General features: G+C 65.5%; 15 protein-coding genes. 6 read left to right on the top strand and 9 right to left on the bottom strand.

Going from position 1 to position 14,241, the window contains the following annotated elements:
* Positions 1 to 6: 6 nt before the first annotated feature.
* Both AC3WRR_RS09650 and AC3WRR_RS09645 read left to right on the top strand, forming a co-directional pair.
* On the top strand, positions 7 to 756 hold the full coding sequence (locus tag AC3WRR_RS09650; RefSeq protein WP_011617463.1) for an SDR family oxidoreductase: 750 nt from the start codon (positions 7 to 9) through the stop codon (positions 754 to 756).
* Positions 757 to 829: 73 nt separating this feature from the next.
* Positions 830 to 1,171 (top strand): putative quinol monooxygenase, encoded by a 342-nt coding sequence (locus AC3WRR_RS09645; RefSeq protein ID WP_010810244.1) that lies wholly within the window; start codon positions 830 to 832, stop codon positions 1,169 to 1,171.
* 103 nt (positions 1,172 to 1,274) lie between these two features.
* On the opposite strand, the gene AC3WRR_RS09640 is transcribed toward AC3WRR_RS09645, so the two are convergent.
* The 4 genes from AC3WRR_RS09640 to AC3WRR_RS09625 form a co-directional block, all read right to left on the bottom strand.
* Positions 1,275 to 2,213 (bottom strand): 2-dehydropantoate 2-reductase, encoded by a 939-nt coding sequence (locus AC3WRR_RS09640; RefSeq protein ID WP_010810245.1) that lies wholly within the window; start codon positions 2,211 to 2,213, stop codon positions 1,275 to 1,277.
* On the bottom strand, positions 2,210 to 2,683 hold the full coding sequence (locus AC3WRR_RS09635) for a MaoC family dehydratase (RefSeq protein WP_010810246.1): 474 nt from the start codon (positions 2,681 to 2,683) through the stop codon (positions 2,210 to 2,212). The genes AC3WRR_RS09640 and AC3WRR_RS09635 overlap by 4 nt, the downstream gene beginning before the upstream one ends.
* Before the next feature lie 65 nt (positions 2,684 to 2,748).
* Positions 2,749 to 3,936: a thiolase family protein gene (locus AC3WRR_RS09630; protein ID WP_011615250.1), complete on the bottom strand. Its 1,188-nt coding sequence runs from the start codon at positions 3,934 to 3,936 to the stop codon at positions 2,749 to 2,751.
* 116 nt (positions 3,937 to 4,052) lie between these two features.
* A complete protein-coding gene (locus AC3WRR_RS09625; RefSeq protein ID WP_492292854.1) occupies positions 4,053 to 4,541 on the bottom strand; it encodes a winged helix-turn-helix transcriptional regulator in 489 nt (162 codons plus the stop codon).
* Between the two features lie 293 nt (positions 4,542 to 4,834).
* Here AC3WRR_RS09625 and AC3WRR_RS09620 point away from each other — a divergent pair, with 293 nt between their 5' ends.
* Positions 4,835 to 5,611, top strand: coding sequence for an enoyl-CoA hydratase (locus AC3WRR_RS09620; RefSeq protein WP_010810249.1), 777 nt, complete (start codon positions 4,835 to 4,837; stop codon positions 5,609 to 5,611).
* 32 nt (positions 5,612 to 5,643) lie between these two features.
* On the opposite strand, the gene AC3WRR_RS09615 is transcribed toward AC3WRR_RS09620, so the two are convergent.
* Together AC3WRR_RS09615 and AC3WRR_RS09610 are read right to left on the bottom strand one after the other, a co-directional pair.
* On the bottom strand, positions 5,644 to 6,078 hold the full coding sequence (locus AC3WRR_RS09615) for a MarR family winged helix-turn-helix transcriptional regulator (RefSeq protein ID WP_010810250.1): 435 nt from the start codon (positions 6,076 to 6,078) through the stop codon (positions 5,644 to 5,646).
* A 96-nt stretch (positions 6,079 to 6,174) separates the two neighbouring features.
* On the bottom strand, positions 6,175 to 7,134 hold the full coding sequence (locus tag AC3WRR_RS09610) for a GlxA family transcriptional regulator (protein ID WP_010810251.1): 960 nt from the start codon (positions 7,132 to 7,134) through the stop codon (positions 6,175 to 6,177).
* A 123-nt stretch (positions 7,135 to 7,257) separates the two neighbouring features.
* Here AC3WRR_RS09610 and AC3WRR_RS09605 point away from each other — a divergent pair, with 123 nt between their 5' ends.
* The 3 genes from AC3WRR_RS09605 (at position 7,258) to AC3WRR_RS09595 (ending at position 9,893) form a co-directional block, all read left to right on the top strand.
* Positions 7,258 to 7,647, top strand: coding sequence for an MAPEG family protein (locus tag AC3WRR_RS09605; protein ID WP_011617466.1), 390 nt, complete (start codon positions 7,258 to 7,260; stop codon positions 7,645 to 7,647).
* 71 nt (positions 7,648 to 7,718) lie between these two features.
* Positions 7,719 to 8,540 (top strand): alpha/beta fold hydrolase, encoded by an 822-nt coding sequence (locus AC3WRR_RS09600; protein WP_011617467.1) that lies wholly within the window; start codon positions 7,719 to 7,721, stop codon positions 8,538 to 8,540.
* A gap of 33 nt (positions 8,541 to 8,573) precedes the next feature.
* Entirely contained in the window at positions 8,574 to 9,893 is a 1,320-nt protein-coding gene (locus AC3WRR_RS09595) for an epoxide hydrolase family protein (protein WP_492296788.1), read from the top strand.
* 209 nt (positions 9,894 to 10,102) lie between these two features.
* On the opposite strand, the gene AC3WRR_RS09590 is transcribed toward AC3WRR_RS09595, so the two are convergent.
* From AC3WRR_RS09590 to AC3WRR_RS09580, 3 genes are all read right to left on the bottom strand, one after another.
* Positions 10,103 to 11,155 (bottom strand): alpha/beta fold hydrolase, encoded by a 1,053-nt coding sequence (locus tag AC3WRR_RS09590; RefSeq protein ID WP_492296787.1) that lies wholly within the window; start codon positions 11,153 to 11,155, stop codon positions 10,103 to 10,105.
* 363 nt (positions 11,156 to 11,518) lie between these two features.
* Positions 11,519 to 13,117: a DHA2 family efflux MFS transporter permease subunit gene (locus tag AC3WRR_RS09585; protein ID WP_010810256.1), complete on the bottom strand. Its 1,599-nt coding sequence runs from the start codon at positions 13,115 to 13,117 to the stop codon at positions 11,519 to 11,521.
* A complete protein-coding gene (locus AC3WRR_RS09580) occupies positions 13,117 to 14,223 on the bottom strand; it encodes an HlyD family secretion protein (protein ID WP_010810257.1) in 1,107 nt (368 codons plus the stop codon). The genes AC3WRR_RS09585 and AC3WRR_RS09580 overlap by 1 nt, the downstream gene beginning before the upstream one ends.
* Between the last annotated feature and the right edge of the window lie 18 nt (positions 14,224 to 14,241).

The following is a 14,241-nucleotide window of genomic DNA, read 5'->3' as shown; positions in this document are numbered from 1 at the left end:
GACATCATGAATCGCTTCGAAGGCAAGACCGTTCTGATCACTGGCGGCAACAGCGGCATCGGCCTGGCGGCTGCCCAGGCATTCGCCCAGGAAGGCGCCCGCGTGGTCATCACCGGCCGCGACGCAGCGGCACTGGAGGGCGCCCGCGCCACGCTCGGCAACGAGGCCATCGCCATCCGCAACGAAACCGGCACCGTGCAGGCCGCGCGTGACCTGGCTCGCCAGCTGACCGACGCAGGCATCCGCCTGGACGCCGTCTTCATCAACGCCGGCATTGCCAAGTTTGCCGCCGTTGCCGATGTGGACGAGGCACTGTGGGACGCCACCTTCAACGCCAACGTGAAGGGCGCGTACTTCCAGATCCAGGCGCTGCTGCCGCTGCTGAACCGGGGCACGTCGATCGTGCTGAACGGCTCGATCAATGCGCGCATCGGCATGCCGATGTCTTCCGTGTATGCCGCCAGCAAGGCAGCACTGATCTCGCTTGCCAGGACCCTGTCGGGTGAGCTGGTCAGCTCGGGCATCCGGGTAAATGTGGTCAGCCCCGGGCCGGTGACGACGCCGCTGTACGGCAAGCTGGGCCTGGAAGCCGACACCCTGTCGGCCACTGCCGCGCAGATCCAGAGCCGGATTCCGCTGGGCCGCTTCGGCCTGCCGGCGGAGATTGCGTCGACGGTGCTGCATCTGTCGGCGCCCGAATCGGCCTTCATCGTCGGTACGGAAATCATCGCCGACGGCGGCATGAGCCAACTGTAAGTCAATGCCTCTGCGGGCCGCGGCGTGGGCGCGGTCTGCGCATGAGGTGGCCCATCCTGCCTGGAGCAGCTTCATGAACCAATCCATTGCCTTTATCGTCCATCTGCCGGGCAAGCCCGAGCGGCGCGCTGAGCTAGAGTCGAGACTGCTTGATGTCCTCGAGCAGATGTCGAAGGAGCCGGACTTTATCAACACGTATCTGCACCGCTCGCTCGAAGATCCTGACACCCTGGTTCTCTATGAGAACTGGGCCTGCAGCGAGCAGCATTTCAGGGACCACCACCTGAAAGCGTCCTACCGGCGCGAATACGAGGCGGTGCTGGCCGATCTGCTGAAAGCACCACGCACGCCGGAGTTTCTAACGCCGGCGATGTCTCGCCTTGTGCCAGCGTGCCGGCCGGATCTTCACGCTTGATCAGCGCCGAGAAGGCATTTTCGACATCCTCGGTCGCGCGCAGCACAGTCTGACGGCATAGTCATGTCGTGATTGGTGATTTCCATGAATGGGCGAAGGCTGCTCAGCCAGCCGTCTGGTGCGCAGCGCGCTGGCGCTCATAGACCTGCAGGTGGCAATATGCCGCACGGCTCAACGGAAGCTCATGCCCGTACCCGGCTGCGCGCTTGATGAGATCGCCGACGATGGCGTCGGCTTCTATGCGTGGGGCGCCCCGCGCTATATCCCGCATCATCGAGGCAGCCCAGGTCGATGCTTCGTCCAGCAGTCGGGCCTGCATGGCAGCGACAACGGGTTCAGGGATGGCATGGCCGTACAGTTGCGCCACCGTGCGGCACTCCGCAATCGCGTCAAGCATCAGGCGACGGCCATCCTGGGTCTTCATGATGTCCGCCACGGTCCCGCGCATCAGGCATGTCATCACTGCGCCGGCGGCAATCATGGCCCACTTGTTCCACAGCTCCTGCCCGATGGCGCCCGATAGCTCACGCGTACCGGCCGCCCTGGACACCAGCGCATGGAAATCCGCGGCCAATGCCGACCCCTGCGCGGCGCGCGGGCCGACTACCAGCCGGTCCATGCGGCCGGCGTGCACGACGGTTCCATCCGCCGCCAGCGTTGTCGCTATGTATGCGACTCCACCCAGCACGCGTTGCCTGCCAAAGCACTGGTCGAGCCGGTCATAGGCGTCAAGGCCGTTGAGCAGAGGCAATACCGCAGTGTCCCGGCCAACGGCCGGGCTGATGGCCCGGATCGCGTCGGCAAGGTCGTAGGCCTTGCATGCCAGCAGTACCACGTCGAACTGCGCGCCGACCTGACCGGCCAGGACCATCTTTACCGGGCGATGGAAGTCGCCAAGTTCGCTACGCACGGCCAGGCCAACCCGTTCCAGCGCCCGCGCGCGGCCGGGCCGCAACATGAAGGTGACATCCGCGCCTGCCTCGATCAGGCGCGCGCCATAGTAGCCGCCCATGCCCCCGGCACCGAGTACAAGAATCTTCATGACGCCTCTGCCTGCGCGGCGGCTGCGGGGCGGCACTGGACGATCAGGTTGCCGGTGAAAACCTGCACTGGCTCGTCGGCCTGGTTGAAGGTTGTGGTACGCACCTTCACCACGCCCTGGTCGGGGCGCGATTTCGAAATCCGCACTTCAAGTATCTCGCTCTCGATATGCAGTTCATCGCCAGGGCGAACCGGCCTTGGCCAGCGCAGCTCCTCGAAGCCCGCGCCGACGATGCCGCCCGCGGGCCGGAATTCGCCGTCGACCAGCAGGCGCATCGTCAGCGCAGCGGTATGCCAACCGCTCGCAGCCAGTCCACGAAATAGTGTGTCGCGGGCGGCGGCTTCATCGAGATGGAAGGGCTGCGGGTCGAACTCGGCAGCAAAGGCCTTGATCCGTTCAGGCGCGACGGTCAGCCGCCCCGAACCGTATCGTTGGCCCGCCGCGAGATCCTCGATGTATTGAATGTTCATTTTCTCCTCCAGATGGTTTGTGCTGAACTTTGCATCAATGCATGCCCGCTACGAGAACAGACCGATCAGGCCAGCGTCTCGAGCGCCAGCGCAATCCCTTGTCCGCCGCCGATGCACAGCGTGACGATGCCGCGCCGTATGCCGTCGGCGCGCATGGCATGCAGCAGCCGCGTCGTCAGCACCGCGCCGGTCGCACCGATCGGATGGCCGTGGGCAATGGCGCCACCGTCGACGTTGATGATGTCGTGCGGCAATCCGAGCTCCACCGCGACAGCCAGCGGCACCGCGGCAAATGCTTCATTGATCTCGATGCGTTCAATGTCGCCCAGCTCCCAGCCGGCGCGTTGCAGCGCCTGCCGCACCGCCGGGACCGGGCCCAGCCCGAACATGCCGGGCTCCACGGCCCCGACACCGTAAGCGGCCAATCGTCCCAACGGCTGCAGCCCCCTGGCTTCAGCCAGCGCACGTTCGGCAATGATCATGGCCGCTGCGCCGCTGTTGAGCCCGGGCGCATTGCCGGCGGTAATCGTGCCGTCCGGGCGAAACGCCGGCTTGAGCCGGCCGAGCGTATCGAGGCTGGTATCAGGGCGGTTGGCTTCGTCCACTTCGAACATGGCCGTACCGCCCTTCCCTTTGGTCGCCACCCCGGCAATCTGGCCGGTGAATCGCCCGTTCGCCTGCGCCAGCGCGAAATTCCGCTGCGAACGCTCGGCCCAGCGGTCTTGGGCCTCGCGGGTCAGCGCGTAGCGGGCGACAAGGTCCTCGGTATGCCATCCGGAGTGCTCACCGGAGAAGGCGTCAAACAGGCCGTCGTGCAGCATGCTGTCGTACAGGACGGAATCGCCCATGCGTTGACCCCAGCGGCCGGACGGCATCAGGTATGGCGCGCGATCCATGTTTTCCATGCCGCCGGCGATGGCGATATCTACATAGCCGAGCCGTACCTCGTCCGCTGCCGTGGCGATGGCCTGGGCCCCCGAGCCGCAAACGCGGTTGACGGTCATCGCCGGAACCGAAACCGGCAGCCCTGCCCCAATGGCAGCCTGCCGGGCCGGGTTCATGCGGTTGCCGGCCTGGATCACATTTCCGAACACCACGCTGCCGACCTCGCCTGGATCGATTCCCGCCCGTGCCACGGTTGCCCGTATCGCTGCGGCGCCGAGATCAACCGCCGGAACGGCCTTCAGTGAGCCGTTGTAGGCGCCAATGGCGGTGCGCACCGGCTGGCACAGCACGACATCTCTTGCATGCATCGCATTCTCCCTACCAAACAATCAGTTTCAATCGGCCGCACGCACTCCATGCGGTATGCGCCCGGTAGCCGGGTCTTGAAGGTTGCAGCAAGAATTGGCTGCGCGGGAAATCCGGCTCAGGCGTCTGTCGAGCGCGACAACCGCTGGCGCACGCGGTCACTGGCGGCGGGGCCGGGTGCAAGGTGATAGTCGGCATCGGTGACCGGGCGCCCGTTGGCAGGGTCGACCAGCACAGGCTCCACGCGCACGCCGGTGCGCCGGTTCGTCAACTGCACGCTTTCGCCTTCAGGCGCGAGATGCTTGTTGCCCCAGGCCAGCATCGCCAGCAGCACCTGGCGGAAATCGCGCCCGCGCTCGGTCAGGATGTACTCGGAGCGGGGCGGGCGGTCGCAGTACTGGCGACGCTCAAGCATGCCTTCTTCGACAAGCGAGTTCAGGCGACGCGTGAGCATATTGGGCGCGATATCCAGGTTTTGCTGGAACTCGTCGAACCGGGTCACGCCGTAAAAGGCTTCGCGCAGGATCAATACGCTCCAGCTGTCGGCGACGCGGGCCGCGGTGCGAGCAATCGGACACGGCGTTTCGCCAAGTGGCTTCTTCTGCATGATTGGCTTCCTCGAGAGACCTGCTTGCTATCGATTTGAAAGTCAGTCTAGGGTAGTCACTATCATCATGCAAGTTCGTTCTTCGCTTGTGCTGTATTCCGCGCCCGCGAGGCACCGGAAGCACGCCCCTGCCCACACCGTCTATGTGGAGGGCGCCGCCGCCCAGACGCCGATTCCGCACACTGCCCGGCCTCAACCGTTTACTTCGCACACGAACTATCTATATACTTCGCATGCGAACTTAATCGCGATGCCTGCACGGCAGCGTGCAACTCTCACCTGGAGACCGACCAATGACCCCCGAAATCCGCATTGACCTCACCGGCGGCGTGCTGACCATGACGCTTGCGCGGCCGGACAAAATGAACGCCTTGACGAACGAGATGTACGGCGCACTTGCCGACACCATCGAGCAGGCACAGCAGGACCGGGCTATCCGGGTATTGCTGCTGCAGGGGGACGGGGACAGCTTTACGGCCGGCAATGATCTCGGCGAATTCGCGGCGATCGCGTCGGGAAATGGCCCCAGCGAACGTCACGTGCATCGCTTCCTGCGCGCCCTTGCCAATTCGACCGTACCGATTGTCGCCGCGGTCAATGGCAAGGCCGTCGGCGTCGGGACCACCATGCTGCTGCATTGTGATTACGTGGTGCTCGGCCAGGACGCGCAACTGATCACGCCTTTCGTCAATCTCGCCTTGGTTCCCGAAGCGGCTTCGAGTTACCTGCTCCCGCTGCGGATCGGGCACGTCAGGGCTTTCGAGATGTTCGCGCTGGGCGAGCCGCTTGACGCGCAAACGGCCTTGGCATGGGGCATCGCGAACAAGGTTTGCGCCAATGACCAGCTGCGCACGGATGCGCGCCGGATGGCCGAGAAGATTGCCGCCAGGCCGGCCGGCTCCCTGAGCGCAATGAAACAGCTCATGCGCAATGCGGAAAAACTGGTTTCGCAGATGAACAGCGAAAGCGCCAGGTTCGAGGAGCGGCTGGCCAGTGCGGAAGCCCGGGAAGCATTCTCGGCCTTCGCCGAAAAGCGCAAACCAGACTTCACCAGGGTTGCCGCGCAGTGAGTCGACTGCCTCGCTCTCCGGCCGCTGCGAGGCTACACCTCGCCCTCGTCCGCGGCCGGAAACTTTGTCTGCAGGCTGGTCAGCCAGCGCGCCACCACGTCGATCTCGGCGGCGGTGAAACCTTCGGTGAGCCTGGTATTCAATGCCTTCATGCTCGCCTTGGAACGCTGGCGCGCCAGGCGCCCTGCCTCCGTCAGCCACAGGCGCGAGGCACGGCCGTCGTTCTCGTCCGGCCGGCGCTCGATCAGGCCGGCCCTTTCGGTCCGGTCGGCCAGGCCGCTCATCCCGGGCGCGCCCAGGTCCAGCGCCGCGGCAGCCTCGCTCGTCAGCGCGCCATCGTTGCTGCCCAGGAAGAAAAGCAGTCCGGCCTGGGCTGATGTCACGCCACCCGCGGCAGTGCGCGCTTGTGACCACCGCTGCAGGCGCCGCTGACCCACGTTCAACAGGTAGACGAGGCGATGTTCCATGTCTGGTGCGTCATAAAGGGTGAGATTTCGTTCGCATGCGAATATTATCATGCGCCGGTGTCCCGAATAGCGTGACGCACAGCGCCTGGCCGTCCGTCACACGGCGGCCGGCTCTTCGCTGCGCCGCGCACGGGCGGCACGCTTGAGGGATTGCGGCGGCTCGCCGAAAATCCGCAAGAACGCCCGGCGCATGCGCTCCGGGTCGGAGAAGCCGGTCTTGCTGGCGATGCGCTCGATCGTCAGCGTGCCGGCTTCCACGAGCAGGCGGGCCGTGTCGGCGCGCAAGCGCTCGACGGCACGTGCCGGGGACTGGCCCGTGCTCTGCCGGAACTCGCGGCTGAAATGCCGCGGGCTCATGTTGGCGGCGCTGGCGAGCAGCTCCACCGACAGATCCTGGTGCAGATGATTCCTGGCGTAGGTCAATGCCGCTTGTATGCGCTCTGACCTCGATTCCAGTTCCGACAGCATCGAGAACTGGGACTGCCCCCCGGCACGGCGGTGATGAACCACGAGCTTCTTCGCGACTGCGCGCGACACGTCGGTCCCCAGGTCTTGCTCTACCAGTGCCAGCGCAAGGTCGATGCATGCCGTCATGCCGGCCGATGTCCACACCGTTCCGTCCCGGACAAAGATGCGGTCGTCTTCGACGCGCACCGCAGGAAAGCGCTGCCGCAGCGTACTGGCATGGTGCCAATGCGTAGTAGCCCGCCGGCCGTCCAGGATGCCGGCCTCGGCGAGGATGAACGCCCCTGTGCAGATGCTGGCCATGCGCCTGGTCGGCTCGAGTGCATGGCCTAGCAGGCGCAGCAGCCTGGGCGATGGCGCCGGCACCGAGGTAGCGCCCCCAACCATCAGCGTGTCAAAAGCCAGCGGATCCATCGCGGTGGTCTGGATCGCCGTGCCCATTGAACTCTTCACGGCCCCGCCGCGTTCCGAGACGACATGGATTTCGTAGGCCGGGACCCGCACTTCGAGGTTAGCCATCTCGAAGACCGACACCGCCGCCAAATCGAGCATCTGAAAGCCGGGGAAGAGCACGAGGCCGATTTGGTTCATGTTGTCCTGAAACGAGGGAAGTTCGTCATTCAGGACAAAGGCTAGGACCCTATCCTGAAACTGTCAATCAACTCCCGATGGGCTTCTCCCAATGCGCGCTATCGACCATCCACGAGGTATCGAATGAACATCATTGCGCTGGCCTGCACCACTGTCCTCGGTCTGCTTCTGTTCTCGCTCGGACTCGCCACCTCGGTGCAGCGGTCCAGGATCGGCGTGCTGAGCGGCTACCCATCCGAGCCCGATCAACTGCTGGCACGGCTGATTCGCGCTCACGGCAACACCACCGAGTACGCGCCGTTCCTTGCGGTGCTCTTCCTGTACCTCGGAACTCAGCATCCGCCTGGCTGGGCGGTCTGGTGCATGGCAGGTGCAACCGCCTGTCGCGTGCTCCTGGTGGTTGCACTGCTTGCCTGGCCCTCCATGTCCAGGCCGAATCCGGCCCGCGCCGTTGGTGCCCTGGGAACGTATGCCTTCGGGACAGCCCTTTGCGTGGCCGCCCTCACCGTCTGACCCGGGCTGCCGATGCCGGCAGAGCGGCCACTCTCCAATCCCATTAGTACCTGACCCTTAAGGGGAATCGCATGAAGACATTGAATACGTTCATCAGGACTGCGGCGCTTGTTGCCACCGTCAGCAGCCTTGCAGCCGCTGCGAGCACAGCCGCCGCCGCACCGGCTGCTGACACCCGCGCTACCACGGTGGTGTTTGTGCACGGCGCCTTTGCCGACGGATCGGCCTGGGACAAGGTCATTGCCCTGCTCCAGTCCAAGGGGCTTCATGTTGTATCGGTCCAGAACCCGCTGTCTTCCCTGGCCGACGACGTGGCAGCCACGCGCCGCGCGCTCGACAAGCAGGCCGGACCGGTCGTGCTGGTGGGGCATTCCTGGGGCGGTGTGGTGATCTCTGAAATCGGACAGCATGAGCGCGTCAAGGCCCTGGTCTATGTCGCGGCGTTTGCACCTTCGGAAAACCAGTCGGTGGCGGACCTGGCCAAGGATTACCCAAAGCCCGAGGGATCCAGCTTCATCGTCGCTGACAAGGACGGTTTCCTGACGCTGACGCCCGAGGGGATGTCCAAACACTTCGCCCAGGACGTGCCAGCGGCCCAGACCCGGATCATGGCGGCGACACAGGGACCCGTCAGCGGCAAGAGCTTCGAGGACAAGGTCACGGTTGCCGCATGGCGGACCAGGCCGTCCTGGTACATCCTCAGCGAGCAGGATCACATGATCCAGCCCGCCTTGCAGAAAGCGATGGCACAGAAGATCTCCGCCCGCATCGTGACACTGCCGACGAGCCACGTACCGCAGCTGTCAAGGCCGAAGCAGGTTGCGGATGCCATCTACGCCGCCGCGGTGTATCAACCGAAACCCGACGTGCACCCGCCAACGACACGCCGCTGACCGGATTCCACTTTCCCTCTACCTGGTATCGACATGAAACTCCACGCAACACGCACGGCACCTGCCATCGCCACGATCGCTTTATGCCTGGCTCAATTGGCCTTGCCAAGCCACGCCCAGGCATCGCCGGCCGCCGAAGGCGGCGCAATCCCGCAACGCGCGGCGACCGAGGACGCATCCATTCGCCCCTTCCACGCCAGCTTCCCGCAAGCGGCACTGGCCGACCTGCGCCAGCGCATCGCCGCCACGCGCTGGCCAGACCGCGAGACGGTATCCGATCAATCGCAGGGCGTGCAGCTGGCGAAGATCCAGGAGCTGGTGCGCTATTGGGGCAACGACTACGACTGGTTCAAGGCAGAGCAAAAGCTGAACGCCTACCCCCAGTTCGTCACCAGGATCGACGGGCTCGACATCCACTTCCTGCATGTGCGATCGCGCCATCCCAATGCGCTGCCGCTCGTCATCACCCACGGCTGGCCGGGCTCGGTCTTTGAACTGCTGAAGGTGATTGGCCCGCTCACCGATCCCACCGCCTACGGCGGCCGTGCCGAGGACGCCTTCGATGTGGTGATTCCGTCGATGCCCGGCTACGGCTTCTCCGGCAAACCCGTCGGGACCGGCTGGGGTCCCGACCGCATTGCAGGTGCGTGGGATGTGTTGATGAAGCGGCTGGGCTACACACGTTATGTGTCACAGGGCGGCGACTGGGGCTCGGTCGTGGCGCATGCGCAGGGCCGCCAGGCACCACAGGGCTTGCTCGGCATTCACGTCAATATGCCCGCCACCGTGCCAGCGGACATCGCCCGGGCGCTGAAGAACGGCGAAGCAGCGCCGGCCGGCCTGTCCGCCGCTGAAAAGTCAGCCTTCGAGTCGATGAACAAGTTGTATACGCTGGGCGGCGGCTATGCCGCGATGATGGTGACCCGCCCGCAGACCGTGGGCTATGGCCTGGCGGATTCCCCCGCAGGGCAGGCGGCATGGATCTATGACAAGTTTGCCGCCTGGACCTTCAGCGGTGGCAACCCCGAGCGCTCGCTGACCAGGGACGAGATGCTCGACGACATCACGCTCTACTGGCTCACCAACAGCGCCACGTCGTCAGCACAGCTATATTGGGAAAACAACACCAACAACTTCAACGCCGCCGAGCAGATGACCGCACAGATCAAGGTGCCTGTAGGCGTGACGGTATTTCCCGGCGAGCTCTATCAAGCCCCGCGCAGCTGGGCCGAGCGCGCCTACCCCCGGCTGACCTACTTCAACAAGGTCGACAAGGGGGGACACTTCGCGGCATGGGAAGAGCCGCAGCTGTTCGCTCAAGAGTTGCGCGCAGCGTTCAGGTCGCTGCGCTGAGCGCGGCAGGCGGGCGGCGGCGGGCGCTGAAGCATGGCAATGCCTTCAGCGCCCGAGCCGCCCTTGTTTCGTGCCCGCTTATCCGGGCGCATGGTCCGGGGCATGCCCGACCATGCGCACCGATGGCCAGCGCCGCCCAGCTCCGATGCCAGCGCTGACAGCGTCATGGCAGCCAGTATCAGCAATCTGCGCATTGCGCCCCTCATGCGTCAGCGCCTGTCTACATCGAGCACCGCCTGCGCAAACGCCGTGGGCGCTTCCTGCGGCGGGTTGTGGCCGATCCCGCCTGTCAGTTCCCGGTGCTCGTAGCGGCCCGTGAACTTGCTGGCATAGGCGCTGGGCTCGGGGTGCGGCGCGCCGTTGGCATCGCCCTCGATGGTGATGGTGGGCACGCCGATGGTGGGGGCCGTGGCGAGCCGCTTCTCGAGGTCGTCGAACCTGGCTTCCCCGCTGGCCAACCCCTGCCGCCAGCGGTAGTTGTGAATGGTGATTTCGACGTGGTCGGGATTGTCGAAGGCGGCGGCGCTGCGGTTGAAGGTCGCATCATCGAACTTCCATTGCGGCGATGCCAGTTTCCAGATCAGCCTGGCGAACTGGTGGGTGTACTTCTGGTAGCCGGCGCGGCCCCGGTCGGTGGAGAAATAGAACTGGTACCACCACTGGAGCTCGGCCTCGGGCGGTAGCGGCTGCTTGCCGGCTGCCTGGCTGCCGATCAGGTAGCCGCTGACCGCGACCAGCCCCCTGCAGCGGTCCGGCCAGATCGCCGCCATGATGTCGGCGGTGCGCGCGCCCCAGTCAAAGCCGGCCACTACAGCATTGCGGATATTCAGCGCGTCCATCAGCGCGATCATGTCGGCGGCTATCGCTACGGGCTGGCCGTTGCGCATGGTGTCGGCAGACAGGAAGGACGTCGAGCCAAAACCACGCAGGTGGGGAATGATCACGCGATAGCCGCGGGCCGCCAGCAGCGGCGCCACGTCGACAAAGCTGTGGATGTCGTAGGGCCAGCCGTGCAGCAGCAGCGCGACCGGCCCTGTGGCAGGGCCGGCCTCGGCGTAGCCGATATTGAGCACGCCGGCGTTGACTTGCCTGACCGGCGCGAAGCTGGCATGGGTGCCCGGCGTGGTCAAGGGCAGCGCCGGCGCCTTCGACAGACCGGTTTGCGCGCGGGCGGCCTGCGGCAGCCCGAACGGCGCGGTGGCCAGCGTCACTGCCGCTGCACCCAGAAAGCCTCGACGAGGTAGATCGACTGTCTTCGACATTTGCTTCTCCCGTTTGCGTGATCAATGTGAGCACGAGTCTAGGAGGCCATGGCAAGCGGAATGTGTCGGATTTCAGGGGATTTGTATCGCTGTGTATGTATCCGCGATGGCGACATACTTGGATACAAAGCAGCCCGGCTGAAGGACTGGCACGCCAGTCAAGCGGACTCTCCCTGCGGCACGCCTTGCGGCATTGGCCTGTTGCCCTGATCTGGAAGATTGCAATAGGCATTAGCTGCACGAGCGCACGCCACACCGTTTTCGCGCGGGCGCTCCCCCGCATATGCCACCGTGGCGCTCGCCACGATCAGCGCGACAGGCAGGAGCCGATTGCACAGACTGACTTTCATGGTCGTTCCACAATCAATGCGCGTCTGCCGACGGACCCTTCGGCGCTGCAACCTTGCGCATCAGCGGCACCATGGCGGTGGCGATCGCGAAGCAGACCAGGATCAGCAGGAAGATGTCGCCAAAGGTCTGGGTCTGCGCCTCGCGCCAGGCCAGTCCCCACAATTGCCTGAGGGCGGCGGTCTGCGCATCGAGGGCATCGTGCCCGACCGCGACGAACTGGTCGCTGATCCCTTGCAACAGGTTGCCCATGGCTTCATTACGGATGTTCAGGTGCTCTGCCTCGCGCAGGAAGTGCAGGTTGCCGCGGTTGTTGAGCGCGGTCGCGCAGGCGGCGATGCCGATGGCCCCGCCCAGGTTGCGCATCAGGTTGAACAGCCCGGACGCAAGCTTGAGCCGCTCCGGCGGCAGGCTGCCCAGGGTCAGTGTCACCGTGGGCGCCACCGCGAACTGCTGGGCCATGCCGCGCAGCGCCTGCGGCAGCAGCAGTTGCGCCGCGCCCCAGTCGTGCGTGATGGGCGCGAAGTACCACATCGACACCGCGAACAGCCCCAGGCCGATCATCATCAACCAGCGCAGGTCGACCCGGTTGGCCAGGAAGGCATAGAGCGGGATCGATGCCATCTGGAACACGCCCGTGGAAAACACCGCCAGCCCGATATCGAGCGCGCTGAAGCCGCGCACGCGCCCCAGGAACAGCGGCGTCAGGTAGATGGTGGCAAAGATGCCGATGCCGGTGACAAAGGAGAAGAAGCAGCCGAGCGCGAAGTTCCGGTCCTTGAGCGCGCGCAGGTCCACCACGGGGTTGGCATAGGTCAGCGTGCGCCAGATGAAGCCCACGCCCGACAGGCCGGAGATCCAGGCGGTGGCCAGGATCACGTCGTCGCCGAACCAGTCCCAGCGCGGCCCTTCCTCCAGCGTGTATTCGAGGCACCCCAGGAACAGCGCCATCAGCACCATGCCCAGGTAATCGGCACCGCGCACCAGCGACCAGTCGGGCCGGTCGATCTTGACCAGCAGCGGCACGGCGATGGTGACGAAGATACCCGGCACCAGGTTGATGAAGAACAGCCAGTGCCAGGAATAGTGATCGGTGATCCAGCCGCCGATGGTGGGCCCCAGCGTCGGCGCCAGCGAGGCCAGCCCGCCGACCGTGGCGGCGGCGATGACACGCTGGGGGCCGACGAAGAAGGCAAAGGCCGTGGTGAACACCATCGGGATCATCGAGCCGCCCAGGAAACCTTGCAGCGCCCGGAACACGATCATGCTGTTGATGTCCCACGCCACCCCGCACAGCAGGCTGGCCACCGTGAAGCCCGCCGCGGAGGCGGCGAACAGCCAGCGCGTCGACATCACGCGCGACAGCCAGCCGGACAAGGGAATGACGATGATCTCGGCGATCAGGTAGCTGGTCTGCACCCACACGGTTTCATCGGCGCCGGCCGAGAGCGCGCCGCCGATATCGCGCAACGAGGCGGAGACGATCTGGATATCGAGCAAGGCGATGAACATGCCCACGCACATCGTGCTGAAGGCGAACACCTTGGCGGCAGTGGACATCTCGTCCGGCATCGCCACGGCGGACGCAGGGGTGGTCAGGGTAGCCGTGGTCATCACTGCACCTGCTTGCCTGGCTGCGTGTTGACCTGGGCGATCACCGACAGCCCCGGGCGCAGGACCCCAAGCCGGGCATCCTGCTCGTCCAGGCGGATCCGCACCGGAACGCGCTGGACGATCTTGGTGAAGTTGCCGGTGGCATTCTCCGGCGGCAACACGCTGAACTGCGCACCGGTGGCCGGCGCCAGGCTGGCGACGTGGCCATGGAAGACCCGCCCCGGCAGCACATCGGCTTCAATTTCGACCGGCATGCCGGGGCGCATGTGCGCCAGTTGCCCTTCCTTGAAGTTGGCGTCCACCCACAGCCCGCTGGCCGGCACGATGGACAGCAACTGGCTGCCGGCACCGGCAAAGGCGCCGACGCGGGCGCGCCGGTTGCCCACGGTGCCGTCCACGGGCGCGCGCAGTTCCGTATAGCCAAGGTTCAGCTTCGCGATGTCGCGCTCGGCGGTCGCCTGCGCCAGCGACGCCTGCGCCTGCTGCTTCTGCGTGCCGATCACGTCCAGCTGGCGCTGCGCGGCCAGCAGCGCCGCACGCGCCTTCTCGCCATTGGCCTGGGCCTGCTTGTAGTCCGAGTCAGCCTTCTGCGAGCTCTGGATGGAGACAGCCGCCTTCGCCACCAGGCTGGCGTAGCGCACCTGGTCGTCGCGCGCCCGTACGGTGTCGGCATTGGTGGCCGCGATGCCGGCCTTGGCCTGGGCGATGACCGCCTCCTGCAGGCGCGCGGTGGCATCCAGGTTTGCCAGCAGTGCCTGTTGCGCCGCCACGGCGCCTTCGGCCTTGGCCAGTGCGGCGCGGTAGTCGCGGTCGTCGATACGCACCAGCACATCGCCCGCGTGGACCGTCTGGTTGTCCGTCACCGCGACTTCCGCGATGTAGCCCCCGACCTTGGCGCCGATCACCGTGACATCGCCGCCGACGTAGGCGTCGTCGGTACGCTGCAGGTGGCGAGCCGATGTCCACCAGTGGTAGCCGTATCCGATTGCGGCCAATCCGGCCACAACCAGCGCGCCGGTCGCCAGCAGCCGCCTGGGGCTGGCCTTGGATTTCGAAGCGGGAACGGGTTCGGTACCCGCCCGTTCAGTCAGCGTATTACTGCTCATGGCACTTCCTTTCTGCTT

This window comes from Cupriavidus sp. FW305-3-2-15-C-LB2, assembly GCF_058787575.1.
Note: the sequence above shows the minus strand (reverse complement) of the source record. Positions and strands in the feature narration are given on the sequence as shown.